General features: G+C 58.2%; 23 protein-coding genes. 16 read left to right on the top strand and 7 right to left on the bottom strand.

Annotation, left to right across the window (positions count from 1 at the left end; all coding sequences use genetic code 11):
* Positions 1 to 151 precede the first annotated feature (151 nt).
* Positions 152 to 583 (bottom strand): hypothetical protein, encoded by a 432-nt coding sequence (locus RGM3321_RS19455; RefSeq protein ID WP_244394451.1) that lies wholly within the window; start codon positions 581 to 583, stop codon positions 152 to 154.
* Between the two features lie 450 nt (positions 584 to 1,033).
* Between RGM3321_RS19455 and RGM3321_RS19450 the strand changes: the two genes are divergently transcribed.
* Positions 1,034 to 1,960 carry a chemotaxis protein CheV gene (locus tag RGM3321_RS19450; RefSeq protein WP_002554114.1) on the top strand — a complete coding sequence of 309 codons (927 nt, stop codon included), beginning with the start codon at positions 1,034 to 1,036 and terminating at the stop codon, positions 1,958 to 1,960.
* Positions 1,961 to 2,062: 102 nt separating this feature from the next.
* A complete protein-coding gene (locus RGM3321_RS19445; protein WP_244394450.1) occupies positions 2,063 to 2,872 on the top strand; it encodes an MOSC domain-containing protein in 810 nt (269 codons plus the stop codon).
* Between the two features lie 48 nt (positions 2,873 to 2,920).
* On the opposite strand, the gene RGM3321_RS19440 is transcribed toward RGM3321_RS19445, so the two are convergent.
* On the bottom strand, positions 2,921 to 4,849 hold the full coding sequence (locus tag RGM3321_RS19440) for a transglycosylase SLT domain-containing protein (RefSeq protein ID WP_044323047.1): 1,929 nt from the start codon (positions 4,847 to 4,849) through the stop codon (positions 2,921 to 2,923).
* Positions 4,850 to 5,053: 204 nt separating this feature from the next.
* Here RGM3321_RS19440 and RGM3321_RS19435 point away from each other — a divergent pair, with 204 nt between their 5' ends.
* A complete protein-coding gene (locus tag RGM3321_RS19435) occupies positions 5,054 to 6,964 on the top strand; it encodes an ATP-binding cassette domain-containing protein (RefSeq protein WP_244394449.1) in 1,911 nt (636 codons plus the stop codon).
* A gap of 68 nt (positions 6,965 to 7,032) precedes the next feature.
* Here the strand turns inward: RGM3321_RS19435 and RGM3321_RS19430 are convergent, their stop codons facing one another.
* Positions 7,033 to 7,473 carry a universal stress protein gene (locus RGM3321_RS19430; RefSeq protein ID WP_002554110.1) on the bottom strand — a complete coding sequence of 147 codons (441 nt, stop codon included), beginning with the start codon at positions 7,471 to 7,473 and terminating at the stop codon, positions 7,033 to 7,035.
* 130 nt (positions 7,474 to 7,603) lie between these two features.
* Here RGM3321_RS19430 and RGM3321_RS19425 point away from each other — a divergent pair, with 130 nt between their 5' ends.
* From RGM3321_RS19425 to RGM3321_RS19395, 7 genes are all read left to right on the top strand, one after another.
* On the top strand, positions 7,604 to 8,041 hold the full coding sequence (locus RGM3321_RS19425; protein WP_244394448.1) for a hypothetical protein: 438 nt from the start codon (positions 7,604 to 7,606) through the stop codon (positions 8,039 to 8,041).
* A 651-nt stretch (positions 8,042 to 8,692) separates the two neighbouring features.
* Entirely contained in the window at positions 8,693 to 10,858 is a 2,166-nt protein-coding gene (fadB, locus tag RGM3321_RS19420; protein ID WP_244394447.1) for a fatty acid oxidation complex subunit alpha FadB, read from the top strand.
* 4 nt (positions 10,859 to 10,862) lie between these two features.
* On the top strand, positions 10,863 to 12,038 hold the full coding sequence (gene fadA / locus RGM3321_RS19415) for an acetyl-CoA C-acyltransferase FadA (protein WP_004656895.1): 1,176 nt from the start codon (positions 10,863 to 10,865) through the stop codon (positions 12,036 to 12,038).
* A 104-nt stretch (positions 12,039 to 12,142) separates the two neighbouring features.
* A complete protein-coding gene (locus RGM3321_RS19410; RefSeq protein ID WP_219169453.1) occupies positions 12,143 to 12,379 on the top strand; it encodes a DUF1653 domain-containing protein in 237 nt (78 codons plus the stop codon).
* A gap of 114 nt (positions 12,380 to 12,493) precedes the next feature.
* On the top strand, positions 12,494 to 15,106 hold the full coding sequence (gene topA / locus RGM3321_RS19405; protein WP_244394446.1) for a type I DNA topoisomerase: 2,613 nt from the start codon (positions 12,494 to 12,496) through the stop codon (positions 15,104 to 15,106).
* Positions 15,107 to 15,228: 122 nt separating this feature from the next.
* The gene (locus RGM3321_RS19400) at positions 15,229 to 15,750 is read left to right on the top strand and encodes a DUF6586 family protein (protein WP_244394445.1); all 522 of its coding nucleotides are present in this window, start codon (positions 15,229 to 15,231) and stop codon (positions 15,748 to 15,750) included.
* 61 nt (positions 15,751 to 15,811) lie between these two features.
* Positions 15,812 to 16,045 (top strand): hypothetical protein, encoded by a 234-nt coding sequence (locus tag RGM3321_RS19395; RefSeq protein ID WP_002554102.1) that lies wholly within the window; start codon positions 15,812 to 15,814, stop codon positions 16,043 to 16,045.
* Positions 16,046 to 16,061: 16 nt separating this feature from the next.
* On the opposite strand, the gene sulA is transcribed toward RGM3321_RS19395, so the two are convergent.
* Positions 16,062 to 16,532, bottom strand: coding sequence for an SOS-induced cell division inhibitor SulA (sulA, locus tag RGM3321_RS19390; protein WP_244394444.1), 471 nt, complete (start codon positions 16,530 to 16,532; stop codon positions 16,062 to 16,064).
* A 9-nt stretch (positions 16,533 to 16,541) separates the two neighbouring features.
* Positions 16,542 to 17,150, bottom strand: coding sequence for a transcriptional repressor LexA (lexA, locus tag RGM3321_RS19385; protein ID WP_002554100.1), 609 nt, complete (start codon positions 17,148 to 17,150; stop codon positions 16,542 to 16,544).
* Between the two features lie 258 nt (positions 17,151 to 17,408).
* Between lexA and psrA the strand changes: the two genes are divergently transcribed.
* From psrA to RGM3321_RS19370, 3 genes are all read left to right on the top strand, one after another.
* Entirely contained in the window at positions 17,409 to 18,125 is a 717-nt protein-coding gene (psrA, locus tag RGM3321_RS19380; protein WP_044317789.1) for a transcriptional regulator PsrA, read from the top strand.
* Positions 18,126 to 18,240: 115 nt separating this feature from the next.
* Positions 18,241 to 19,239 carry a beta-N-acetylhexosaminidase gene (gene nagZ, locus RGM3321_RS19375; RefSeq protein ID WP_244394570.1) on the top strand — a complete coding sequence of 333 codons (999 nt, stop codon included), beginning with the start codon at positions 18,241 to 18,243 and terminating at the stop codon, positions 19,237 to 19,239.
* A gap of 9 nt (positions 19,240 to 19,248) precedes the next feature.
* Positions 19,249 to 19,989, top strand: coding sequence for an S-methyl-5'-thioinosine phosphorylase (locus tag RGM3321_RS19370; RefSeq protein WP_244394443.1), 741 nt, complete (start codon positions 19,249 to 19,251; stop codon positions 19,987 to 19,989).
* Position 19,990: 1 nt separating this feature from the next.
* Here the strand turns inward: RGM3321_RS19370 and RGM3321_RS19365 are convergent, their stop codons facing one another.
* Positions 19,991 to 20,530, bottom strand: coding sequence for a cytochrome b (locus tag RGM3321_RS19365; RefSeq protein ID WP_244394442.1), 540 nt, complete (start codon positions 20,528 to 20,530; stop codon positions 19,991 to 19,993).
* 215 nt (positions 20,531 to 20,745) lie between these two features.
* On the opposite strand from RGM3321_RS19365, the gene RGM3321_RS19360 reads away from it, so the two are divergent.
* Genes RGM3321_RS19360 through RGM3321_RS19350 form a run of 3 tightly spaced genes read left to right on the top strand, consistent with a single transcriptional unit; the run spans position 20,746 to position 23,773 of the window.
* A complete protein-coding gene (locus tag RGM3321_RS19360) occupies positions 20,746 to 21,531 on the top strand; it encodes an endonuclease/exonuclease/phosphatase family protein (protein WP_244394441.1) in 786 nt (261 codons plus the stop codon).
* Positions 21,528 to 22,778: a cardiolipin synthase ClsB gene (clsB, locus tag RGM3321_RS19355; protein ID WP_244394440.1), complete on the top strand. Its 1,251-nt coding sequence runs from the start codon at positions 21,528 to 21,530 to the stop codon at positions 22,776 to 22,778. Before RGM3321_RS19360 ends, clsB begins: the two co-directional genes overlap by 4 nt.
* A complete protein-coding gene (locus tag RGM3321_RS19350) occupies positions 22,775 to 23,773 on the top strand; it encodes a lysylphosphatidylglycerol synthase domain-containing protein (RefSeq protein ID WP_244394439.1) in 999 nt (332 codons plus the stop codon). The genes clsB and RGM3321_RS19350 overlap by 4 nt, the downstream gene beginning before the upstream one ends.
* Before the next feature lie 19 nt (positions 23,774 to 23,792).
* Here RGM3321_RS19350 and RGM3321_RS19345 read toward each other — a convergent pair whose 3' ends face one another.
* Positions 23,793 to 24,701 carry a MurR/RpiR family transcriptional regulator gene (locus RGM3321_RS19345; RefSeq protein WP_244394438.1) on the bottom strand — a complete coding sequence of 303 codons (909 nt, stop codon included), beginning with the start codon at positions 24,699 to 24,701 and terminating at the stop codon, positions 23,793 to 23,795.
* Positions 24,702 to 24,848 lie beyond the last annotated feature (147 nt).

Here is a 24,848-nt window from a genome sequence, read left to right as displayed (position 1 = left end):
GCTTCTTGTGTAAATGGGACCGTCGAGGCGTGCGTTCAGTCCCTGGTCAACCTTTAAGACGATTTGAAAGCAGTGAAGACAATGGACGGAAAACGCTGACGTGACAACATCACTTCAATGACATTGCGGTGTGATGCCCGACAGTCGAGCGTTATCGTTGGGTTGCATCCTTCGTCAGTACCGATTGCGAGGAAGCGTTGGCAAGTTTTTCCAACAGCTCCAGCTGTTCGTTGTTGTCCATAGTCAACTCGCCCGTTTGCGGATCGAGAAGCTCGACCTGCCAGGACATGAGCATCAGGCAGTTTTTAACGGTCAGCAGGGTTTCCTGTGAGAGATCGTTGGCCTGGCCACCGCTTTTCAATAATTGACACAGCTGACGTGAAAACTCGGCAATGCACGGCACAGGCGCGGCTTCCGCCTCCTGGGCCAGCGTGCGCAGGGTGGTCAGAAGGCAGCCGGTGGCGTCCTCGTCGTTGGGAATCAACTCCAGGTGCGAAAGACATTCTTCCGACTTGTAAAGAAGTGCCTGAGAGGTGCTCAGGAACTGGTCGTGCTTATGCTGCCAATCGTTGTTGCTCAGCATCCTTTGTCTCCACTGATCATGGATAGCGAACTTCCGCCCGCGGCGAATGGCTGACAGTTAATGTCGATTTCAAACAAAAGTATGTAGGGCGTTTCTGAATGTTGCCAGCGCCGCTTGATTGCAAGGTTTGAAAAGCGGACACGAACATGACGCCATTCTTGTATTGAGAATAGCGTCACAATAGTGGCAATTAGATGTCGATCATATCAGGTTATCCCTGATTGACTTTTTTTGGGTTATTGATTTCTTCCTTTAGCGGCCAGGCCTTTTCAGACTTTTCCATGACGCGCTCATCGTCGTATTTGCCTGGCTGAAAAGCGACACCAGTAAATCATGATGGTAAAGTGACATCAATGCTGAGAATGGCCTTTCATCGCCATTAAGGTCCGGCTGGTTTCAGCCGATACAGGCTCAACAGACTCATCGTGACCATTGCTTCAGGAGCTAATAATGGCAGGCATTCTCGACACAGTAGATCAGCGCACACAACTGGTGGGCGAGAATCGCCTGGAAATCCTCATGTTTCGCCTTGCCGGTCGGCAATTATTTGCGATCAATGTGTTCAAGGTTCAGGAAGTATTGCAGCTACCCAAGTTGACTCTCATGCCGCAACGCCACTCGTTCGTCTGTGGCGTGGTCAACCTGCGTGGCCAGACCCTGCCGGTGATCGACCTTTCCCAGGCCATCGGTATGCGGCCGCTGGTGCCCGGGCCTGGCAGCACGATCATCGTCACCGAGTACAATCGCTCGGTTCAGGCTTTCCTGGTCGGTGGTGTGGACCGCATCGTCAACATGAACTGGGACGCGATCATGCCGCCGCCGGCCAGCGCCGGTCGTCAGCATTACCTGACGGCCATCAGCAAGGTCGATGACCAGTTGGTAGAAATTATCGACGTCGAAAAAGTACTTGCCGAGATCGTTCCGTACAACGCCAAGGTTTCCCGCGAGAAGCTCGAGGACCCGGTGCTGGAAAATGCCCGTGGTCGTGAGGTGTTGCTGGTCGACGACTCCAAGGTGGCGCTGGCGCAGTTGCGCGACACGCTGTCTCAATTGGGCCTCAAGCTGCACGTGGCCAGTGACGGTCTCAAGGCGCTGAACATGCTCAAGGGTTGGGCGGACGCGGGCGAAAACGTCCATGAAAAGCTGTTGATGGTATTCACCGATGCCGAAATGCCGGAAATGGACGGTTACCGCCTGACCACCGAGATTCGCAACGACCCGCGTTTGCGCAGTCTGTACATCGTTCTGCACACCTCGTTGTCCGGCAGCTTCAACGAATCGATGGTCAAGAAGGTCGGTTGCGACAACTTCCTCTCCAAATTCCAGCCCGACAAGCTGGTCGAGGTGGTGCGCGAACGTCTTTTGATGATTGGCTGATACCTTGCGCGATTGTTGATCGCGGATGCCTGCCGCTCCGGCTTCGGATAAGCTTTGATGTGTTCGTCAAAGCTTATCCCGCCATCAAAGGAACCGGCTCTCATGTTGCGTCTCAGCTCTCTCTATCGTTTCCCTCTCAAATCCTGCAAGGCGGAGACGCTGCAACGCGCGTCGTTCGATCAGCTGGGGTTGGCGGGGGACCGACGCTGGATGCTGGTCGACGAAAGCAACGGTCGGTTCTTCACCCAGCGCGCCCTGTCGCACATGTCCCAACTGACGGTGTTGTGGAATGTCAGCGGCGGCGTAACCCTTTCGGCACCCGGTTTCGAGCCTCTGGACGTCGCGGTTCCGCTGGATATCGAGTCAAACCTGCGCGGTGTGACAGTCTGGCGTGATTCGTTGCAGGTGCCGGACGCTGGCGATGTGGCAGCCGAATGGGTCAGCCGGTTTATTGGCAAGCCCACCCGCATGGTTTATCTGCCGGCAGAGCGTGCGCGCTGGCTCCCCGGGGGCTACCAGACGATTAACGACCGGGTGAGTTTTGCCGATGGCTTCCCGTTGCTGCTGATTGGTCAGGGCTCGCTCGATGACCTGTCGGCCCGCTTGGGCAGGCCATTGGAAATGCTGCGCTTCAGGCCCAATCTGGTGGTTGAGGGGGCTGAGGCCTTTGCCGAGGATGGGTGGAAGCGCATCCGTATCGGCGACATCGAATTCCAGCTGCTCAAGCCTTGCGCGCGCTGCATTCTCACCACTATCGACCCGGCTACCGGCGAGCGCAGCGCGGATCGTGAACCCTTCGCCACGCTCAAGACCTACCGGGAAGTGGAGGGTAATGTGCTGTTTGGCCAGAACGTGGTCAACGAGGGGCTGGGCGAGCTTGAAGTGGGCATGCCGGTCGAAGTACTGGAATAGGTGTTGCGTAGCGGCAGGAGTGCTCTGAGAAGCACTCCTGCCGACCGGTCACTGATCGTCGAAAAACCGCTCGTGCCAGTCAACCAGCGGCTGGGGCGAGTTGAGCTTCTGGCCGTAGATCACCGAATAGGACAGCACGTTCTGTACGTACTGGCGGGTTTCATCGAACGGTATGCTCTCTACCCAGACATCGAAGGCCAGGTGATTGGCACCTTTCAGCCATTGGCGTACGCGGCCTGGTCCGGCGTTGTAGGCGGCTGAAGCAAGCACGCGATTGCCGTTGAACTGGGCATGCACCGAACTCAGGTAGGCAGCACCCAGCTGAATGTTGGTGTCCGGGTCCAGCACCTGCTGCGGCGAGGCTAGCGGAATGCTGAACTTGCGGGCAGTTTCCTTGGCGGTGGCGGGCATCAACTGCATCAGGCCGCTGGCGCCGACGCCCGAGCGAGCGTCATCCATGAAAGCGCTCTCCTGGCGCGTAATGGCGAATACCCAGCTTGAGTGCAAGCCACGCACCTTGGCTTCGCGTACCAACGTGTCGCGATGGGCCATCGGGAAGCGGATGTCCAGATCATCCCAATATTGCGCCTGGCTGATCGTGCGAATGGCCGGGAAATACCATTTCAGGTCGTAGGCCAGTTTGGCTTGGGCAACCATTTCGTCGCGGTTGAACAGGCGGCTGACGTGATACCACTCACGTCGTCCGTCGACGATCTCGCCGCGGTCATGAAACTCCAGTGCGCGACGCACCCCGGGTGTGTTGCGTACTTTGTTGATCAGCGCCTGGCTGAGCACCAGGGGCTTGTTGTTGAGCTGATAGGGGCTTTGTGTGCGGTCGGCCGCCAGAAAACCGTAGAAGTCGCGCTCTTTGGCCACGTCCTTGTACAGAGCGGCAATCAGCGGGCTGTTGGGCTGGGCCAGTTCCAGGGAGCGGGCTTCCCAGTAACGCCAGCGATTGGTCGCAGCGAGGTCCTTGGGCAGTCGGCGCGCCAGTTCGTAGGCATCTTCCCAGCGACCCAGCCGCAGCAGCAGACGCATACGCCACTCGGTAACCGTGTTGTCGCGCAGCTCCGGGTCGTATCGGGTCATGACCTCCAGGGCGCGGTCGTCATAGCGACGTGCCAGAGTCAGGCCGATTTCCTTGGCAATTTCCACCTGCTCTTCACGGGAGAAGTGCATGGTTGCCGCGTAGCCATCGAGCATCGACAGGGCTTTCTGCGGGTCCTCCTTGGCCAGTCTGCGCAGGCCAAGGCCGACCACATCGGACATGGCTTCATCCACCGGTGCGAACTGTGCGGGGTTGTTGACCATTTCCGGCTTCTGGGCGACGGCCAGCAGCAGGCGACCTTGCGGGGCCAGCGAGTTGAGGCTGTTGACCAGAGTGTTGGCCAGACTGTAATTGCGTGCCTGAGCGGCCAGTTTGGCCCGTTGCCAGCGTTTCTGCTCCGTCAACTGGCCTGCGGCTGCCCATTGTGCGAAAAAGCCGTCACAGGCGGCTGGCAGTGTCTTGCCGGTCATCCACAGTTTTTCCGCGCTGGCGTAGCCTTCGGCGCGCTTGTTGTTGCTCAACTGGTATTGCCCGTACAGGCAATCCAGTTCGACGAAATTCATTTTCGGGTCGTAGTACTTGACGAACGGTTGCCAGTCACCGCGTTCCGCCAGCCAGCGCAACCAGCGCAGCTTCATCCAGTTGGCCTGCGGCAGGTCGCCATGCTCGGCAAGAAACTTCTCGATTTCCGCATTGCTGGCAGTCTTCAGGCGCGCCGTCAGCTCGTCGTATTCGAGGTAAGGCTCCAGCGGATAATCGGCCAGCGCCGTGCTGTACATTTGATACGGGCCTGAATCGCCCTTGGCCAGCGCACGCTTGGCTTCGTCGTAATACTTGCGTTGTTGGTTGAGGTCTACCGCATGAGCAGTCTGGATGGCGGTGGTGGAGAGGAGCAGGCACGATAAAAAGCTGAACAAACGACTGCGCATGAGACTTCCGAGCAGATGAGTCGTGAAAAGTATTGCTAGCTTAGCCTTTTGCCAGCTCATGGTGAAAGCATTGCCGACGAGCTTGTCTCATATGGAAATAATTGTCGGTTACAAAGGCGGTGGGGAAGTTGTCACGGGTGCCACGATTACCGACATCCGCCGGTTATCTCAGGTAGAATGCGCGCCCGGTTTTTGGAGAAGCTCATGACCCTGCTCAAATTCAGCGATGTGTCCCTTGCTTTCGGCGCTATGCCGTTATTGGACAAGGTGTCCTGGCAGATCGCCCGTGGTGAGCGGGTGTGCATCATCGGCCGTAACGGCACAGGCAAATCCAGCATGTTGAAGCTGGTAAAAGGCGTTCAGAAGCCTGATGACGGGGCTGTCTGGCGTGCGCCCGGCCTCAAGATTGGCGAATTGCCCCAGGAATTGCCGGTAGCCGACGGACGGACTGTCTTCGACGTAGTGGCCGAAGGTCTGGATGGCGTCGGTGCCTTGCTCGCCGAATACCATCATCTGGCGCAGAACTGCGTCACCGAAGAAGACCTGAACAAGCTGATGCATGTCCAGCAGGACCTCGAAGCCCGTGATGGCTGGCGCTTGCAGCAACTGGTCGACAGCACGCTCAGCCGTTTGCAACTGCCAGCCGACAAGACCCTGGCCGAGTTGTCCGGTGGCTGGCGTCGCCGTGTTCTGCTGGCTCAGGCGCTGGTTTCCGAGCCGGACCTGTTGCTGCTCGACGAGCCGACCAACCACCTGGATATCGGCGCTATCGCCTGGCTTGAAGAAGCCCTCAAGGATTTCCAGGGGGCGGTGCTGTTCATCACGCACGACCGGGCATTCCTGCAAAACCTTGCGACCCGTATTCTTGAGCTGGACCGTGGGGGCTTGATCGACTGGGACGGCGACTACGCCAGTTTCCTGGTCCACAAGGAAGCCGCACTGGCAGCCGAAGAGACTGCCAACGCACTGTTCGACAAGCGTCTGGCCCAGGAAGAGGTCTGGATCCGGCAGGGCATCAAGGCTCGTCGTACCCGTAACGAAGGCCGCGTGCGTGCCCTCAAGGAGCTGCGTGTAGAGCGTAGCGAGCGCCGTGAACGTACCGGCAAGGCCAATATCCAGCTCGATACTGCCGAGAAATCCGGCAAGCAGGTCATGGTTCTCGACAACGTCAGCTTTGCCCATCCGGGTGGCCCGATGTTGATCAAGGATTTCTCCATGGTCCTGCAGCGCGAAGACCGTATCGGTCTGCTCGGCGCGAACGGCACCGGCAAGACCACATTGCTCAAGCTGATGCTCGACAACCTGCAGCCGACCGGTGGCAAGGTTGAAGTCGGTACACGTCTGGACGTAGCCTATTTCGACCAGTTGCGTCACCAGCTCGACCTGGAAAAGACCGTGATCGACAACGTTGCCGAGGGGCGTGACTTCATCGACATCGATGGCCAGAGCCGTCATGTCCTGAGTTACCTGGGTGACTTCCTGTTCAGTCCGCAACGTGCCCGCACGCCAGTCAAGGCGCTGTCCGGTGGCGAGCGTGCCCGGCTGCTGCTGGCCAAGCTATTCAGCAAGCCTGCCAACCTGCTGGTGCTCGACGAACCGACCAACGACCTGGACGTCGAAACTCTAGAGCTGCTCGAAGAGGTTCTGCTGACCTTCAAGGGCACCGTATTGATGGTCAGCCACGACCGGGCATTCCTCGACAACGTCGTCACCAGCACGCTGGTGTTCGAAGGTGAAGGCAAGGTTCGCGAATACGTCGGTGGTTATCAAGACTGGCTGCGTCAGGGCGGTTCGCCGCGTCTTCTGGGTGTTGCCGACACCAAATCCGGCAAGGCCGAACTGGCCAGCGCTGTGGTGCAAGCAGCACCGGTTGCCGCGCAGGACATGCCGGTCGCCAAGAAAAAGCTTAGCTACAAACTTCAGCGCGAGCTGGAGGCTCTGCCTGCGCAGATCGATGAGGTTGAAGGCAAGATGGCCGTCCTGAATGCGGAAATGGCCGAGCCGGGCTTTTACCAGCGTTCGGCGGAACAGACTGCTGCCGTGCTGGCGCAGCTGGAAAACCTGCAGGCCGAGCTGGACAAGCTGCTGGAGCGCTGGGCCGAACTGGACGAGTGATCGCTGACGCGTTCGTGTGATGCAAAAAAAAGCCCGGGTAACCGGGCTTTTCGCTGTAGCCGGTCAGGTTACTCGGGCTTTTTAAGGCTCACTGCCAGCACATCACATGGGGCACCGTGCAGGACGTCGTTGGCGGTGGAGCCAAGCAACAAGGCCAGGCCGTGGCGGCCATGGCTGCCGACAACGATCAGGTCGCAAGCTTCGCTCTTGGCCAGCTTGTGGATTTCCTGTCGTGGCTGACCAAACACCATATGGCTTTCACTGTTTTCCAGCTGCGGATACTTGAGTTTGAGCTTTCCGAGCTTTTCCCTGGCCTGATCGATCTGTTGTTGTTGCAATTGCGAAAGGTCCATTGGGACATCACCGCCAAACGCCATGGCGATTGGCTCGACGATGTGCACCACCGACAGTTTTGCTTCGCTGGCCTTGGCCAGCAAGCTGGCGCGACGGATGACCGGGTCACACTCATCGGTGAGGTCAATGGCAACCAGAATGTGTTCGTATGGCATGAGGGTGTCCTCCGGGAGAATTGCGATGATGGGAGTATGGCTCTTTCGTTCGCATCTGGGCAGACCCTTGTGCAAGCCATTGTTTTCAAAAATGTTGTGAGAAGTCCGAGATCGGGTGGGAGCAAGAAATATGACGGTCTGGATAGTCCTGTCAATCATTGGTGTGATGCTGAGCCCGCTTGTGTGGTTGCGCCCGTCGCGTCATCAGAGCGGCAGGATGGCATTGCGCATGGAGGCGCGCCGTCTGGGCATGGGTATGCAGCTTGCCCCGCAAGAGTGGCCGCACTGGCTGACGAAAGAACCGCCAAGCCCGTGCGCACAGTACCACCGCCCGCGCCTGGGCTCGCATGCAGATGCCTGGGTTTACTGGCAGAGCGAGCCAGGCATCTGGCGCAACCGCTGGCGCGAGGTCTGCGAAGATCCAAAAGTGCTGTCTTATTTGCAGACGTTGCCCACAGATGCCTACAAGGTCGAGGCTGACGGGCAGATGGTTGCCGTGTACTGGGCGGAGCGGGGCGAGGCAGAGGTGTTGCAGCGTATTGACAAGCTGCTCAAGGAATTGGCCTGAGCCCGACTCACAGGCATTAAATCGCAGGCATTAAAAAGCCCGATAACAACATCGGGCCGGGGTTGGCCAGGCAGGCCGATAATTCGTCGCGTGCCGACAGGCTTTTGCCGCCATGTCGGCCTTCGCTGTTGCGCACCCGCAAATCAGCTGCATTGCGAGCCTCTTGTGGCGCAGTGTTGCGACTCTAGCCCTTTTGCTCCATTTTGTCGCGATTCCTGCAAATATTTTTTGTATGTGCCCTCAGGCGGTGCGTCCGCACCTGACTTTCATGGCCTATAGCTGCCCCGTGTCAAGTTCTCAAGGTCAGGCTATAGCACCTGAGTGCGGCTACTATCACGCTGGCGAATGATGGCGGATCGCATACAGGCGTGGGCATTATGGAGTGCCTGCATATTCCTGCGAAAACGAATATTTTCGAGTGTTTTGTCGAATTGACAATCTCTCGGTTATGCCTGATGGTGTGCGTACCCAAATCAAACGGGCGTATGAAATGATCGTTTGGTCGTCAGAAGGCTCTGACAGAATCCTGGCTACCACGTCGCGGCGGGTAAACGTGTGATTTGGCGAGTTCATCGACGGCGACGTCGTAGCCCCGCCGGACATTAATGTCCGGCGGGTATTGTTCAGCTTCCATATTGTGGAGATCAGTTGATGATTTACGAAGGTAAAGCCATCACGGTTAAGGCTCTTGAAAGTGGCATCGTCGAATTGAATTTCGATCTCAAGGGTGAGTCCGTCAACAAGTTCAACCGCCTCACCCTCAACGAGTTGCGTCAGGCAGTCGATGCGATCAAGGCTGATGCCTCGGTCAAGGGCGTGATCGTCAGCAGTGGCAAGGACGTGTTCATTGTCGGTGCCGACATCACCGAGTTCGTCGACAACTTCAAGTTGCCGGAAGCCGAACTGGTTGCGGGCAATCTGCAGGCCAACAGGATTTTCAGCGATTTCGAAGATCTGGGCGTGCCCACCGTTGTCGCTATCAACGGCATTGCGTTGGGCGGCGGTCTGGAAATGTGCCTGGCCGCAGACTATCGGGTTATCTCCAGCAGTGCGCGCATCGGTCTGCCTGAAGTCAAGCTGGGTCTATACCCGGGTTTCGGCGGCACTGTGCGTTTGCCGCGCATCATCGGTGCTGACAACGCAATCGAATGGATCGCGTCAGGCAAGGAAAACTCCGCAGAGGATGCTCTGAAAGTCGGTGCCGTTGATGCGGTAGTTGCCCCCGAGAAGCTTCAGACCGCAGCGCTTGACCTGATTCAGCGCGCTATTTCCGGCGAGTTCGACTACAAGGCCAAGCGCCAGCCCAAGCTGGACAAGCTCAAGCTCAATGCCATTGAGCAGATGATGGCATTCGAAACCGCCAAAGGTTTTGTCGCAGGTCAGGCCGGACCGAACTATCCGGCACCGGTCGAGGCCATCAAGACCATCCAGAAAGCCGCCAATTTCGGTCGTGACAAGGCGCTGGAAGTCGAAGCCGCCGGTTTCGTGAAAATGGCCAAGACATCTGCTGCGCAGAGCCTTATCGGCCTGTTTCTGAACGATCAGGAACTGAAAAAGAAAGCCAAGGGCTACGACGCAGTCGCCAAAGACGTGAAACAGGCCGCCGTACTGGGCGCCGGGATCATGGGTGGCGGCATTGCCTATCAGTCGGCAGTCAAGGGCACGCCGATCCTGATGAAGGATATCCGCGAAGAAGCCATTCAGCTGGGCCTGAACGAAGCCTCCAAACTGCTGGGCGGCCGTCTGGAAAAAGGCCGTCTGACTGCGGCGAAGATGGCCGAAGCGCTTAACGCGATTCGTCCTACGCTTTCCTACGGCGATTTCGGCAACGTCGACCTAGTGGTCGAAGCGGTTGTCGAAAACCCGAAGGTCAAGCAGGCGGTACTGGCGGAAGTCGAAGCCAATGTGGGTGAGCACACCATTCTGGCGTCCAACACTTCGACCATCTCGATCAGCCTGTTGGCCAAGGCCCTCAAGCGTCCGGAAAACTTCGTCGGCATGCACTTCTTCAACCCGGTGCACATGATGCCGCTGGTGGAAGTGATCCGTGGCGAGAAGTCCAGCGAAGAAGCGGTCGCTACGACCGTTGCCTACGCCAGGAAAATGGGCAAAAACCCGATTGTGGTCAACGACTGCCCGGGCTTTCTGGTCAACCGCGTACTGTTTCCGTACTTCGGCGGTTTCGCCAGGCTGGTCAGCGCAGGCGTGGATTTCGTGCGCATCGACAAGGTCATGGAGAAATTCGGCTGGCCGATGGGGCCTGCCTACCTGATGGACGTTGTCGGTATCGACACCGGCCACCATGGCCGTGATGTCATGGCCGAAGGTTTCCCTGACCGGATGAAGGATGATCGCCGCTCTGCAGTTGATGCGCTGTATGAAGCCAATCGTCTGGGGCAGAAGAACGGCAAGGGTTTCTACGCCTACGAGACCGACAAGAAGGGCAAGCCCAAGAAGGTCAATGACCCGGCTGTGCTGGATGTGCTCAAGCCGATCGTCTACGAACAGCGTGAAGTGAGCGATGAAGACATCATCAACTGGATGATGATCCCGTTGTGCCTGGAAACGGTTCGCTGCCTGGAAGACAGCATCGTCGAAACCGCTGCCGAAGCCGACATGGGTCTGATCTACGGTATTGGTTTCCCTCCGTTCCGTGGCGGTGCGCTGCGCTACATCGACTCCATCGGTGTTGCCGAATTCGTTGCCCTGGCTGACCAATACGCCGAGCTGGGTGCCCTGTATCAACCGACCGCGAAGCTGCGTGAAATGGCCACTAAAGGCCAGAGCTTCTTCGGTCAAGCGTCTTCCGAGGAATGAACGAATGAGCCTTAATCCAAGAGACGTCGTGATTGTCGACTTCGGTCGCACCCCGATGGGTCGCTCCAAGGGCGGCATGCACCGCAACACCCGTGCTGAAGACATGTCCGCGCACTTGATCAGCAAATTGCTCGAGCGCAACAACAAGGTTGACCCGGCGGAAGTCGAGGACGTGATCTGGGGCTGTGTCAACCAGACCCTGGAGCAGGGCTGGAACATTGCGCGCATGGCGTCGTTGCTGACCCAGATCCCGCACACTTCGGCTGCGCAGACGGTAAGCCGTCTGTGTGGTTCGTCCATGAGCGCGCTGCACACCGCTGCACAGGCGATCATGACCAACAACGGTGACGTGTTTGTCATTGGTGGTGTGGAGCACATGGGCCACGTCAGCATGATGCATGGCGTGGACCCGAACCCGCACATGTCCCTGCACGCCGCCAAAGCGTCCGGAATGATGGGCCTTACCGCCGAAATGCTCGGGAAAATGCATGGCATCACCCGCGAGCAGCAGGATGCCTTCGGCCTGCGTTCCCACCAGTTGGCCCATAAGGCGACGCTGGAAGGCAAGTTCAAGGATGAGATCATCCCGATGCAGGGTTATGACGAGAACGGCTTCCTCAAGGTCTTTGATTACGATGAGACCATTCGTCCGGACACCACCCTGGAAAGTCTCGCTGCGCTCAAGCCGGCGTTCAATCCAAAAGGCGGCACCGTCACTGCCGGTACGTCGTCGCAGATCACTGACGGCGCATCGTGCATGATCGTCATGTCTGCGCAGCGCGCCCAGGACCTCGGTATCCAGCCTCTGGCGGTGATTCGTTCGATGGCCGTGGCCGGGGTCGACCCCGCGATCATGGGCTATGGTCCGGTTCCGGCAACCCAGAAAGCGCTCAAGCGTGCAGGCCTGACGATCGCCGATATCGACTTCATCGAGCTCAACGAAGCTTTCGCTGCACAGGCCTTGCCAGTGTTGAAAGATTTGAAAGTGCTCGACAAGATGAACGAGAAGGTTAACCTGCACGGCGGCGCCATCGCTCTGGGGCATCCGTTTGGGTGTTCCGGCGCGCGCATCTCCGGCACCTTGCTCAATGTCATGAAGCAAAATGGCGGCACCTTCGGCGTGTCTACCATGTGTATTGGTCTGGGGCAGGGCATCGCGACCGTTTTCGAACGCGTCTGATTCCTGTGTGTGATGCGAGCCGGGGCTTGGTGCCCCGGCTTTTGTTTTTTGAAAAAAAGGTTTTTCAGCCAATTCTTTTGAACGTGTTACAAGAGGACCGCAGCATGCAACTGCAACCAGGGCTCTATCGCCATTACAAAGGCCCGCATTACCGGGTTTTCAGTGTTGCCAGGCATTCCGAAACCGAAGAGGAAGTCGTGTTCTATCAGGCTCTGTACGGCGATTTCGGGATGTGGGTGCGTCCCTTGAGCATGTTTCTGGAGTCGGTCGAGGTTGACGGCGAGCACGTCCCGCGCTTTGCTCTGGTTGAGGCTGAACCCAGCCTGTTTTCACGAACGTGAGAGGGAATTGCACAACAGGCTGTGCTTGACCTCACCTTGTAGCCACTATATATAGCGTGGCCTTTACAAGCTCCTCACTGTCTTTCATCTAGTTATTCAGGAATTTTCTGATCCATGGGCAAATCGCTGGTCATCGTGGAATCCCCGGCTAAGGCCAAGACCATCAACAAGTATTTGGGCAACCAGTACGTGGTGAAGTCGAGTATCGGCCATATCCGAGACCTGCCCACCAGCGGTTCGGCTAGTGCCGCCAAAGACCCTGCCGCCAAGCGTGGCAAGGCTGCGGCAGGCGAGGGCCCGGTACTGACGCCTAAAGAAAAGGCGCAGCGCCAGCTGGTCTCGCGCATGGGAGTCGATCCGGAACATGGCTGGAAGGCCAAGTACGAGATCCTTCCTGGCAAGGAAAAGGTCATTGAAGAGCTGCGCAAGCTCGCCAAGGATGCCGACACCATCTATCTCGCGACGGACTTGGACCGCGAAGGGGAAGCCATTGCCTGGCACCTGCGCGAAGCCATCGGCGGGGATGACAGCCGCTACAAGCGCGTGGTGTTCAACGAGATCACCAAGAAAGCCATTCAGGAAGCGTTTTCCAAGCCAGGCGAACTGGACATTGCACGCGTCAACGCTCAGCAGGCGCGTCGTTTCCTTGACCGCGTCGTAGGCTACATGGTCTCGCCGTTGCTCTGGCAGAAAGTGGCCCGTGGTCTGTCTGCCGGTCGCGTACAGTCGGTTGCGGTGAAGCTGGTGGTGGAGCGTGAGCGCGAAATTCGCGCGTTCAACCCTGAAGAATACTGGGAAATACACGCCGATCTGGGCACCGCCAAAGGTGCCAATGTACGGTTCGAAGTGGCGCGCGAAAACGGCGAAGCGTTCAAGCCGCTGAACGAAACCCAGGCCATGGCGGCCCTTGAAAAGCTCAAGGCGTCCAGCTACAGCATCGTCAAGCGTGAAGACAAGCCGACCAGCAGCAAGCCATCGGCGCCCTTCATCACCTCGACCCTGCAGCAGGCAGCGAGCAACCGTCTGGGCTTCGGTGTCAAGAAAACCATGATGATGGCCCAGCGCTTGTATGAAGCGGGTTACATCACCTACATGCGTACCGACTCGACCAATCTGTCGGCCGACGCGGTAAGCATGGCGCGTGACTACATTGAAACCGAGTTCGGCAAGAAGTACCTGCCGGAGTCGCCCAACGTCTACAGCAGCAAGGAAGGCGCGCAAGAGGCTCACGAAGCGATTCGACCTTCCGACGTCAACACTCACCCGACCAAGCTTGCCGGGATGGAGCGTGACGCCGAGCGCCTTTACGAGTTGATCTGGCGCCAGTTTGTGGCTTGCCAGATGCTGCCTGCACAATATCTGTCGACCACCGTCACGGTCGCCGCAAGCGACTTCGAGCTGCGTGCCAAGGGTCGCATTCTCAAATTCGACGGTTATACCCGTGCGTTGCCACAGATGCCCAAGCCGGGCGATGACGACGTTCTGCCGGACATGGCGCAGGGCGAAGCGCTGAAGCTGAACAAGCTCGACCCCAGCCAACACTTCACCAAGCCGCCAGCGCGTTATTCCGAAGCCAGTCTGGTCAAGGAAATGGAAAAGCGCGGTATCGGTCGCCCGTCGACCTACGCCGCGATCATTTCGACCATTCAGGACCGTGGCTACGTCGCGCTGCATAATCGCCGCTTCTACTCGGAAAAAATGGGCGATATCGTCACCGGACGGTTGTCCGAAAGCTTTTCCAATCTGATGGACTACGGCTTTACTGCGGGTATGGAAGAAAACCTCGACGACGTGGCCAAGGGTCAGCGCGACTGGAAAAACGTTCTGGACGAGTTTTACGGCGATTTCCGCAAAAAGCTGGACGTGGCAGAAGCCCCGGACAGTGGCATGCGTGCCAACCAGCCGGTAATGACCGATATCCCGTGCAAGGTGTGCGGCCGCCCGATGCAGATCCGTACCGCCTCGACGGGCGTGTTTCTGGGTTGCTCCGGCTACAGCCTGCCACCCAAGGAGCGCTGCAAGGCGACTGTCAATCTGACTCCCGGCGACGAGATTGCCGACGATGACGAGGGCGAGTCCGAGTCGCGGGTTCTGCGTGGCAAGCATCGCTGCCCGATCTGCAGCACGGCGATGGACGCGTATCTGCTCGACGAAAAGCACAAATTGCACATTTGCGGCAATAACCCCGATTGCACGGGTTACGAAATCGAGGAAGGCACTTACCGGATCAAAGGCTACGAAGGCCCGAGTCTGGAATGCGACAAGTGTGGCAGCGAGATGCAGCTCAAGACCGGTCGTTTCGGCAAGTTCTTCGGCTGTACCAATCCCGAGTGCAAGAACACCCGCAAATTGCTGAAAAGCGGCGACGCCGCACCGCCGAAAATGGACCCGGTGAAGATGCCGGAGCTCAAGTGCGACAAGGTCGACGATACCTACATTCTGCGTGACGGCGCTTCGGGCCTGTTCCTGGCTGCCAGCCAGTTCCCGAAAAACCGTGAAACCCGTGCCCCGCTGGTTATCGAAATCGCGCCGCACAAGGACGAAATCGATCCCAAGTACCACTTCCTTTGCGAAGCGCCGAAGAAGGATCCGGACGGTCGTCCGACAGTGATCCGTTACAGTCGCAAGACCAAAGAGCAGTATGTCCAGACCGAAGTAGAGGGCAAGCCTACTGGCTGGCGTGCATTCTACGACGGCAGCGCCTGGAAGGTTGAAGACAAGCGTTGATCGCAGGCGCCCGACGCAAAAGGGTCGGGCGCTGTTTTCGATAGGTACGGCCTGCGGTGCCAGACTGTTCCGGCGCCACAGGCTATGCTGTTCTCTATCCCATTGTTATGGAGAGTCTCGCCATGGCTCATGAGCTCTATACCCGTACCAACCAGAAGATCTATTTCGCAGGGCTTGCGCTCGAAGCGTTGGGGAAGGCGGAGAAGGGGCAGGCGGTCAACGCCCCTGCGTTGTTGCAGGCCGAGCGTGAGTCGGCACTGTTTCATCTGTATGGCGCGCTGCTGGGCTTGTGCCACGAGATTGCAGGTTTCTACCGCCTGCCGCAGGCTGGCGCGCGTCGTGCGGAGGACTTGTTGACCCAGGAAGTGCTGAACACCATCGCAATTCCCGAAATGGCCGAGCTGGTAGAGCTTGCCCAGAACCGCCAGACATGGCTGGCGCAGTTGCTGGCGGCCTATAACGCATTGTACGAGCCGCCACGGGCACCGAAAAAGCTCAAGGGTGATGTTACGCAGCCGATGATACAGGCAGTGAACCTGGACGCCGAGCCGGAGTCTGAACTGACGCGTGAAGAGCTTGAAAATTGGCGTCAACAACTCAAAGGGTTGGCCATCCGTTTTCGTGAAGGCCTGAGCGAGTGCTGAAAACCAATGAAGTGCAGGCTGGCAGGCTGTTACAATGCCCGCCTCTTGCGGAGTAACTGTAATGCCTACCTCTTTCCTGGAAATTGTCGAACTGCCTGACGGACGCATTGAACTGCGTCGTGCCGATGACGAGGGTTCTCTGGTTACGCTTGATTTCTCTGCGGATGCCAAAGCGTTCATGCAAGGTCAGCATGTTGAAGTCGCCAAGGCCATGTTGAGTGTGGGTGTACAGATGGCTGGCCGTCTGGCAGAGGGCGAAGTCGAGAAGGATGACGTACCCCACGTTCTGCACTGATCGACGACCGGGCTTTTTAGCCCAGCCGGATGTTCAGGCTCTGTGCTTCCCCGATTTTTGCAGCACTGATCAATTGCTGGCGCGCCGCAGCGCCAAGTGGATTGATCCAGCTCACAACCGTATGGCTACGGCCGAGTCTGAGTGCTTCGCGAGTCAGCTCCAGCACACTTTGTGTGCCGCGCGGCTGCAGTAGCAGAATCCGTTCCCTGTTGAGTCCTGCATCGCGCAACCAGGCCTGGGTCAGGCTTGAGGGTGGCGCAATCAGCGTCAGCCAGCGTGCGTCGATTTCTTCGCTCAGTTCCCGAAGGATAGGTGCCAGAAGGCTCAGGCAGTTCCCGGCGGCACCGCGCAAAGACAGTTCACTGAACAGTTCTGGCTCGTTGCCCCAGGGTGTTTCGACTGCATCGGCAAGTAGCGGGGCGATGGGCTGAGCCAGAAACGCCTCAAACAGTGGCAATTGTGAATGCGGTGCTTGATGGAACTGCATAACGCCTCCTTAGCGGCGAATGACGCCGACGCTCAAACCTTCGATCACCAGTTCCTGATCCTTGAGATCGACCTCGATGGGGGCAAAATCAGGGTTTTCGGCCAGCAGCCAGACTTTGCTGCCTTCGCGCTTGAAGCGCTTGACGGTGACTTCGTCGCCTATCCGGGCAACTACGATCTGGCCGTTACGTGCTTCGCGAGTGGTGTGCACCGCCAACAGGTCGCCATCCAGAATCCCGACGTCCTTCATGCTCATGCCGTGAACGCGCAGCAGGTAGTTGGCGCTGGGATGGAAAAAGGAAGGGTTGATGTTGCAGGACTCTTCGATATGTTGCTGAGCCAGAATCGGCGCGCCAGCTGCTACGCGACCAATGACCGGCAGGCTGCTTTCATCCGGCCGTGCTTCAAAGCCTGGAATGCGGATGCCGCGTGAGGCACCAGGGGTCATTTCGATGGCGCCTTTGCGAGCCAATGCCTTGAGGTGTTCTTCCGCTGCGTTGGGCGATTTGAAACCCAGCTCCTGGGCGATTTCCGCACGTGTAGGTGGAAAGCCGTTGTCTTCCAGGCAGCGTTTGATGAAACCCAGGATTTCAGCCTGGCGTGGCGTCAGTTTGATCATGATGGGCGCTCTGGCTTTTTATACAGTGACTGGGATTATATACAGTGAACGCGCGTTGGCAATCATCCTTTTTACTTTCGCCGCCAGGCGGTGCAGCGAGTGGTTGCGGAGTCTTGCGTCAAAAAGCGCTGCATAAGCGGTCTGTTGTCATTTAACATCCATTTTCGTGACTGTTCGGCCACAAAATGAACGGGTCCGCTTGACAAGCAGGGCGCCTGATACGTATGTTTCAAACGTTCGTTTGTTAGGCAGAGAGCCATGGCCCAGTCGGAAACCGTTGAACGCATTCTTGATGCTGCCGAGCAGTTGTTCGCAGAAAAGGGATTCGCTGAAACCTCCTTGCGTCTCATCACCAGCAAGGCGTCGGTCAATCTGGCTGCGGTGAACTATCACTTCGGTTCGAAGAAGGCGCTGATTCAGGCGGTGTTCTCACGCTTTCTCGGCCCGTTCTGTATCAGTCTCGATCGCGAGCTGGAGCGTCGTCAGGCAAAACCCGAACACAAGCCAAGCCTGGAAGAGCTGCTGGAGATCCTCGTCGAGCAGGCGCTTGTCGTGCAACCGCGAAGCGGTAATGACCTGTCGATCTTCATGCGCCTTCTAGGGCTTGCCTTCAGTCAGAGCCAGGGCCACCTGCGCCGTTATCTTGAAGACATGTACGGCAAGGTGTTCCGTCGTTACATGACACTGGTCAACGAAGCCGCCCCCCGTATTCCGCCTATCGAGCTGTTCTGGCGCGTGCACTTCATGCTTGGTGCCGCAGCATTCAGCATGTCCGGCATCAAGGCCTTGCGCGCAATTGCCGAGACCGATTTTGGCGTCAATACCTCCATTGAGCAGGTCATGCGCCTGATGGTGCCGTTTCTCGCCGCAGGCATGCGTGCCGACACTGGCGTCAGTGACCCGACAATGATCGCCGCTCAACTCAGACCGCGCAGCAAGAGCAGCGCCGGTACGCCTGCGGTCGCCAAGGCCTGACCCTCAAAGTCTTAATGTACCGGCGCATCGCATTGCGTCAGGCTTCAGGATCAAGCACCATGCCCGGATTGCAAATGGGCACTGGTGTGTAAGGGTTTTTTCTATGAGTTCTGGCCTGCAAGGCTCCCTGATGGTCGATGTCGCCGGCACCTGGCTGACCAGCGAAGACCGTCAGTTTCTGCGTCAGCCCGAAGTGGGCGGTTTGATTATCTTTGCCCGAAACATCGAGCATCCCCGTCAGGTTCGTGAACTGAGTGCGGCAATTCGCGCCGTTCGCCCGGACTTGCTGCTGGCAGTTGATCAGGAGGGCGGCAGGGTCCAGCGCCTGCGGCAGGGGTTCGTGCGTCTACCGCCGATGCGCGCCATTGCCGACAAGCCAGGTGCAGTGCTGCTGGCCGAGCATTGCGGCTGGCTGATGGCTACCGAAGTGCTGGCTGTCGGCCTGGACCTGAGTTTTGCTCCGGTGCTGGACCTGGACTACCAGCGCAGCGCGGTCGTCGGGACGCGTTCGTTCGAGGGCGACCCGGAGCGTGCGGCGTTGCTGGCAGGGGCGTTTATTCGTGGCATGAACGCGGCCGGCATGGCTGCGACCGGCAAGCACTTCCCCGGCCACGGCTGGGCTGAAGCCGACTCTCACGTGGCTATCCCGAATGACGAGCGCAGCCTGGAGCAGATTCGCGCCAGCGATCTGGTGCCGTTCGCACGCCTGAGCCGACAGCTTGCTGCAGTGATGCCAGCTCATGTCATCTACCCGAAAGTCGATTCGCAGCCTGCCGGTTTCTCAAAGCGCTGGCTGCAGGACATCCTGCGCGACGAACTGAAATTTGACGGTGTTATTTTCAGTGATGATCTGTCGATGGCCGGTGCCCACGTGGTCGGTGACGCCGCCAGCCGTATCGAGGCTGCGTTGACGGCGGGTTGCGACATGGGGCTGGTATGCAATGACCGCGCTGCGGCAGAGCTGGCCCTCGGTGCGGCCCAGCGCTTGAAAGTCAGGCCTTCGCCGCGCATCGCGCGTATGCGCGGTCAGGCATCAGCCAGTACCGATTATCGGCAACACCCGCGCTGGCAGGCCGCGCTTCAGGCCCTGCGCGCTGCTCAACTGATCGATTAAGGATTTGCGATGACTGTTTACGCGATTATTGGCGGTACTGGCCTGACCCAGCTGGAAGGCCTGAACATTCGGCAGTCCTTGCCGATGAACACGCCTTATGGCGCACCTTCCGGCGAAATCCAGATCGGCGATTATGCCGGTCGCGAAGTGATGTTTCTGGCGCGGCATGGCCATCCGCATCGTTTGCCACCGCATCAGGTCAACTACCGGGCCAACATCTGGGCCTTGAAACAGGCCGGTGCCGAAGCAATTCTGGCGGTCAATGCGGTGGGCGGTATACATCCAGCGATGGGCACCGGGCACTTTTGCGTGCCGAATGATCTGGTCGACTACACCAGTGGTCGCCAGCACACGTTCTTTGCTGATGATCTGGAAGAGGTCACGCACATTGACTTCAGCTATCCCTACAGCGAAGCGTTGCGGGCGCGGCTGGTGGCAGCATTGGCCGCTGAAGGGTGCGCGTTCTCTGATCGCGGTGTCTATGCCTGTACCCAGGGTCCGCGCCTGGAGACGGTCGCTGAAATCATCCGCCTTGAGCGCGATGGCTGCGACATCGTCGGCATGACCGGTATGCCCGAGGCCGCTCTGGCCCGTGAGCTTGAGCTTGAATATGCCTGCCTGGCGTTGGTGGTCAATCCGGCAGCGGGCAAGTCGACCACAGTCATAACCATGGCAGAAATCGAACAGGCCCTGCGCGATGGCATGGGCAAGGTAAAAGCCACACTCGCCCGGGTTCTGTCAGCCTCCTGACTTACAGCATGCGCTTGAGGGTATTGTCCTTGCGCACAAGGTGATGCCAGAGCGCGGCGACTACGTGCAGGGCGATGACGTAGTAGAAGATCGAGCCCAGCAGCTTGTGCACATCTTCGAACGTTTCGGCCCTGCGATCCGAGGTCGGCAGGGGCCAGGGTATCTGCAGGTCGGTGAGCGGAATGGGCAGCGCGCCTTTTTCCACCATCACCGTCAGCAGGCCCAATAATGGTTGAGCGAACAGGAACGCATACAGCGCGTAATGCGAGAGTGTCGCGGCTAAGCGCAACGCGCCTTCAAGCGGCGGCGTTATGCCGGGCGGACGATGCCGTCGACGCTCGGCGACGCGGAAAAACGCCATGGCCAGAATCACAATCCCCACCCAGAAATGGCTCTGCACGACCAGTGTGCGGTATTCAGAAGCCTTGCCAAACTGACTACGGCTTAGAATCAGCGTATACGCCAGCACAATCAGTATGGCCATGACCCAATGCAGCCATCTGGCTCGTGTGGTATAGCGTTGAGAAGTCGGTGCATCCACGGTTGGATTCCTTGTCGCTTTTTTACAGGTCCCGTAAGCAGTTTAGGCAGTTGCCTGGATCCTGCGTTTCATTTGTACGCGTTTTTTTAGCGCCGGATCAGTGCCATTGAATATGCCCGACTGAATATGGCAAATACGCAGCACAGGCGACACGGCACGGAACCTGTGCTCATGGGTGGCTTCATATGACGTGAATATTCACCCGGGAGCGAGTTTTGACCAGTGCCAATCCGCCTGTCGGCCCAGCAACGCCAGTGTCCGCCAGTGTTTCATTGAATGTACTGACCATGAACATGCACATGGGCTTCGGCATTTTCAATCGCCGCTTCATTTTGCCGGAGTTGCGTGAGGCTGTGCGTACTGTATCGGCCGATATCGTGTTTCTTCAGGAAGTGCACGGCGAGCACCAGAGCCATGCGCGCAGCGTCAAGGACTGGCCGACGATTTCCCAGTACGAGTTCCTCGCCGATAGCATGTGGAACGACTTTGCCTATGGTCGTAATGCGGTGTACCCGGACGGCGATCACGGTAACGCGCTGCTGTCCAAGTACCCGATCATCCAGCACGAAAACCTCGACATCTCCATTCATGGCACCGAGCAGCGCGGTTTGCTGCACTGCATCCTGGAGGTGCCATACGCCGGTCGGGTGCATGCGGTGTGTGTACACCTGGGCTTGCGTGAAAGCCATCGGAGTCAGCAGCTCAACCTGCTTGCCGAGCTGATGGAGCGTCTTCCAGAGGGTGAGCCGGTGATCGTCGCCGGTGATTTCAATGACTGGCGTCAGCGCGCCGATGCTTTGCTGGAGGGCACCGGGTTGCACGAGGTTTTTGTCGAGCGCTTCGGCGCGCCGGCCAAAAGTTTTCCGGCCCGCTGGCCTTTGCTCCGGCTCGACCGGATCTATGTCCGCAACGCGACTTCCCACAGGCCGAAAGTATTGTCCAGCCGCCCGTGGTCTCATCTTTCCGATCATGCGCCGCTGGCAGTGGAGTTGACCTTATGAGCAATACGACGGGGCAGTGGTGTGATGGCAACTCGGTAGAGCTGTTGATCAACGGCGAAGACTTCTACGCCAGGGTGTTCGAGTGCATACGGGCCGCGCGCAAAGAGGTGCTGATCGAGACTTTCATCATCTTTGAAGACCGGATTGGCGAGGGCTTGCAACAGGCGTTGCTCGAAGCTGCGGCCAACGGTGCGAAAGTGGTTGTCACGGTAGATGACTACGGGACATCGGACCTGAGTTCGGCGTTTGTCAAAACCATGATCGATGCCGGTATCCAGATTCAGCTGTTCGACCCGCGCCCGCGGTTCATGGGTATGCGCACCAACCTGTTCCGCCGTCTGCACCGCAAGGTGGTCGTCATTGACGGCGAACTGGGCTTTATCGGCGGCATCAACTACAGCGTCGATCATATGACCGACACTGGCCTGACTGCCAAACAGGACTACGCCGTTCTGGTACGCGGCCCGATTGTGGGCGATATCCACCAGAGCGCGCTGAATATGCTGAGCACTGCAGTCCGGGCGAAACTGCCACCCATACCGCTCAAGCTGGACCGCGCCGGTGACGCCAGCATGCTGCTTGCCGAGCGTGACAATGGCGAACACGGCACCGACATCGAAGAGCAGTACCTCAAGGCGATTCGCGCTGCGACTCAACGCATCACGCTGGCCAATGCCTATTTCTTCCCCAGCTATCGCTTTCTGCGTGAGCTGCGTAATGCATCGCGACGTGGCGTCAAGGTCACGCTGATTCTGCAGGGCCAGCCAGACATGCCGTTTGTGCGGGTCTGCTCGCGGCTGACGTATACCTATCTGCTGCGCGACGGCGTCGTCATTCACGAATACAAGCAACGCGCACTGCACGGCAAGGTCGCGCTGATCGATCAGGACTGGTCCACGGTGGGCTCCAGCAACCTCGACCCGCTGAGTCTGGCGCTGAACCTGGAAGCCAACCTGTTTATTCGTGATCGGGCGCTTAACAATCATTTACAGAGCCATCTGATGGGGCTTGCTGCTGCGCACAGCACTCAGATGAGTCTGAAAGGCGCGGCGCGTGGCCAGTGGTGGCGTGCGCCGATGATCGTCTTGAGCTTTTTTTTCCTGCGGCGTTTTCCGGCCATTGCCGGTCTGTTCCCGGTTCACGGTGTGCGCCTCAAGCCGTTACGGGCCGGTAACGTGGTGCCGGAAGCGAAAGTCATCGAACAGCAGCAGAACAACCACGAGATGGACCAGGAGAAAACTTCATGAGTCAGGCCGCAAGTGCAGCGCCGCGAAGTGCGCAGGGAGCCAAATGGAAATGGGCAAAGCGGATATTCAATCTGTTTTTCTTCATCGCCGTCCCGGTCCTGTTGTTTCTGCTGGTCAAGAACCTTGACTGGCAAGAGGTCAAGCAGGCGCTTTCGTCCTACAAGGCCAGCACTCTGGCGATTGCCGCCGTTGTGGCCTTTGCCAGTTACGCAACCTATTGTGGCTTTGATGTACTGGCGCGGTATTACACCCGTCACACATTGTCGATCAAGCAGATCGTGCCTGTGACCTTTGTCTGCTACGCATTCAATCTCAATCTCAGTTCATGGGTTGGCGGCATCGCCTTGCGTTACCGGTTGTATTCCCGGCTGGGTCTGGACGTGTCGACCATCACCCGGATTCTGAGTCTCAGCCTGATTACCAACTGGCTGGGCTACATGCTGCTGGCCGGTTTCGTGTTTTCGATGCGTTTTCTGGAGTTGCCAGAGGAATGGTCGATTGGCACCACGACCCTGCAATTGATCGGTTTCGGACTGTTGGCAGTGTGTTTTGCCTACCTGTTGGCCTGCCGGTTTTCCAAGAAGCGCTCATGGACCGTTCGTGATCAGGAATTCAATCTACCGTCGATGAAGCAGGCCTTGATGCAGGCCAGCCTGGGGGCCCTTAACTGGTCACTGATGGCTGCGGTGATTTACACGCTGCTGCCTGAGAAGGCGTTTTACCCGGCGATTCTCGGTGTGTTGCTGATCAGCAGCATCGCAGGTGTCATTACTCACATTCCAGCCGGGCTGGGCGTGCTTGAGACCGTATTCATTACTTTGCTGGCTCACCAGTTCTCCAAGGGCAGTCTGCTGGCCGCTCTGATCGGCTACCGCGCCATTTACTTCCTGCTGCCGCTGTTGATTGCATTGGTGGTGTATCTGGTGCTGGAAAAACGCGCGAAGAAAATGGGCGAGAAGAACCAGCAGCGAATGGGGCAGGAAGCGAAGACCTGAGGGCCGGGAATCTCAGCCCTCAATCATCAAACCCGACCTGCTCGTGGATCTCGTCGACTTTCAGCTCCAGCCGATACGCCACTGCAATGAACAGCGCCTGGCACAGGCACAGGGTGGCGCTCAGCGAGCGGAAGGCGAACGAGCTGCCTTCATTGACCAGCAACACTGAGTTGGCACGCTTGGCCAGAGGCGACAGATTGCTGTCGGTGATGATCAGCGTCTTGGCCTGATGATGCTGGGCGATGCGCAGGCAATGCTGGGTTTCCTTGCCGTAGGGCGTGAAGCTGATGGCGATCACCAGATCGTTGGCACGCACGCTGCGCATCTGCTCGCGATAGCTGCCCCCCAGGCCCGATATCAGGTGAATGCGCTTGTTGGTGTGTTGCAGGTTGTAGACCAGATAATCCGCCACAGCAAACGAGCGGCGCACGCCCACCACATAGATATTGTCGGCGTTGACCACCAGGTCTACGGCCTTCTCGAACTCATCGTCGTCCAGCTCTGCACTCAGGCGTTCAAGCCCCGAGAGCGTTGCGCTGACGCATTCGCGTGCCAGATCGCCCGAGTGGGCCTTCTGCGACTTGTTGGCGATCATACTGCGGATGCGTTGCTGGTAATTCTGCACCGGCGTGGTCTTGTGCGTGTACGCCTCGCGAAACAACGCCTGCATCTCACTGAAGCCGCTGAACCCGAAACGCTGGGAAAACCGCACGATGGCCGACGGGTGGACTTCGCACTCGCGGGCAATGTCACTGATCCGGTCAACCATGATCCGGTCGCTCTGCTGGCTCATATAGCTGGCGATGCGCTTGAGCTGACGCGGTAAACCGTCGTACTCATCAGTGATCAGCCGCAGCAAGCCTTCGGCATTGGTCGGCGGCATGTCGACGCTCGTCTCGGGCAGAGTGTGCTGATCGGCGCTGGTCATATTCAAATCCTTTCTACTCGTTCTTTCAGGGCAATTTCTTACAGAGCAACTGCTTTCAGGGTAACGCAGTTGTGCGCCCGACGATGGGGGGCTGCCTTGGGCGGGGACGACTATAGCTTACCCGCCTGTGCATTGTGCCAGCACTTG

It is taken from the genome of Pseudomonas sp. RGM 3321, assembly GCF_022836805.1.
Taxonomy (GTDB): domain Bacteria; phylum Pseudomonadota; class Gammaproteobacteria; order Pseudomonadales; family Pseudomonadaceae; genus Aquipseudomonas.
This window is presented reverse-complemented; position numbering and strand designations above follow the sequence as displayed.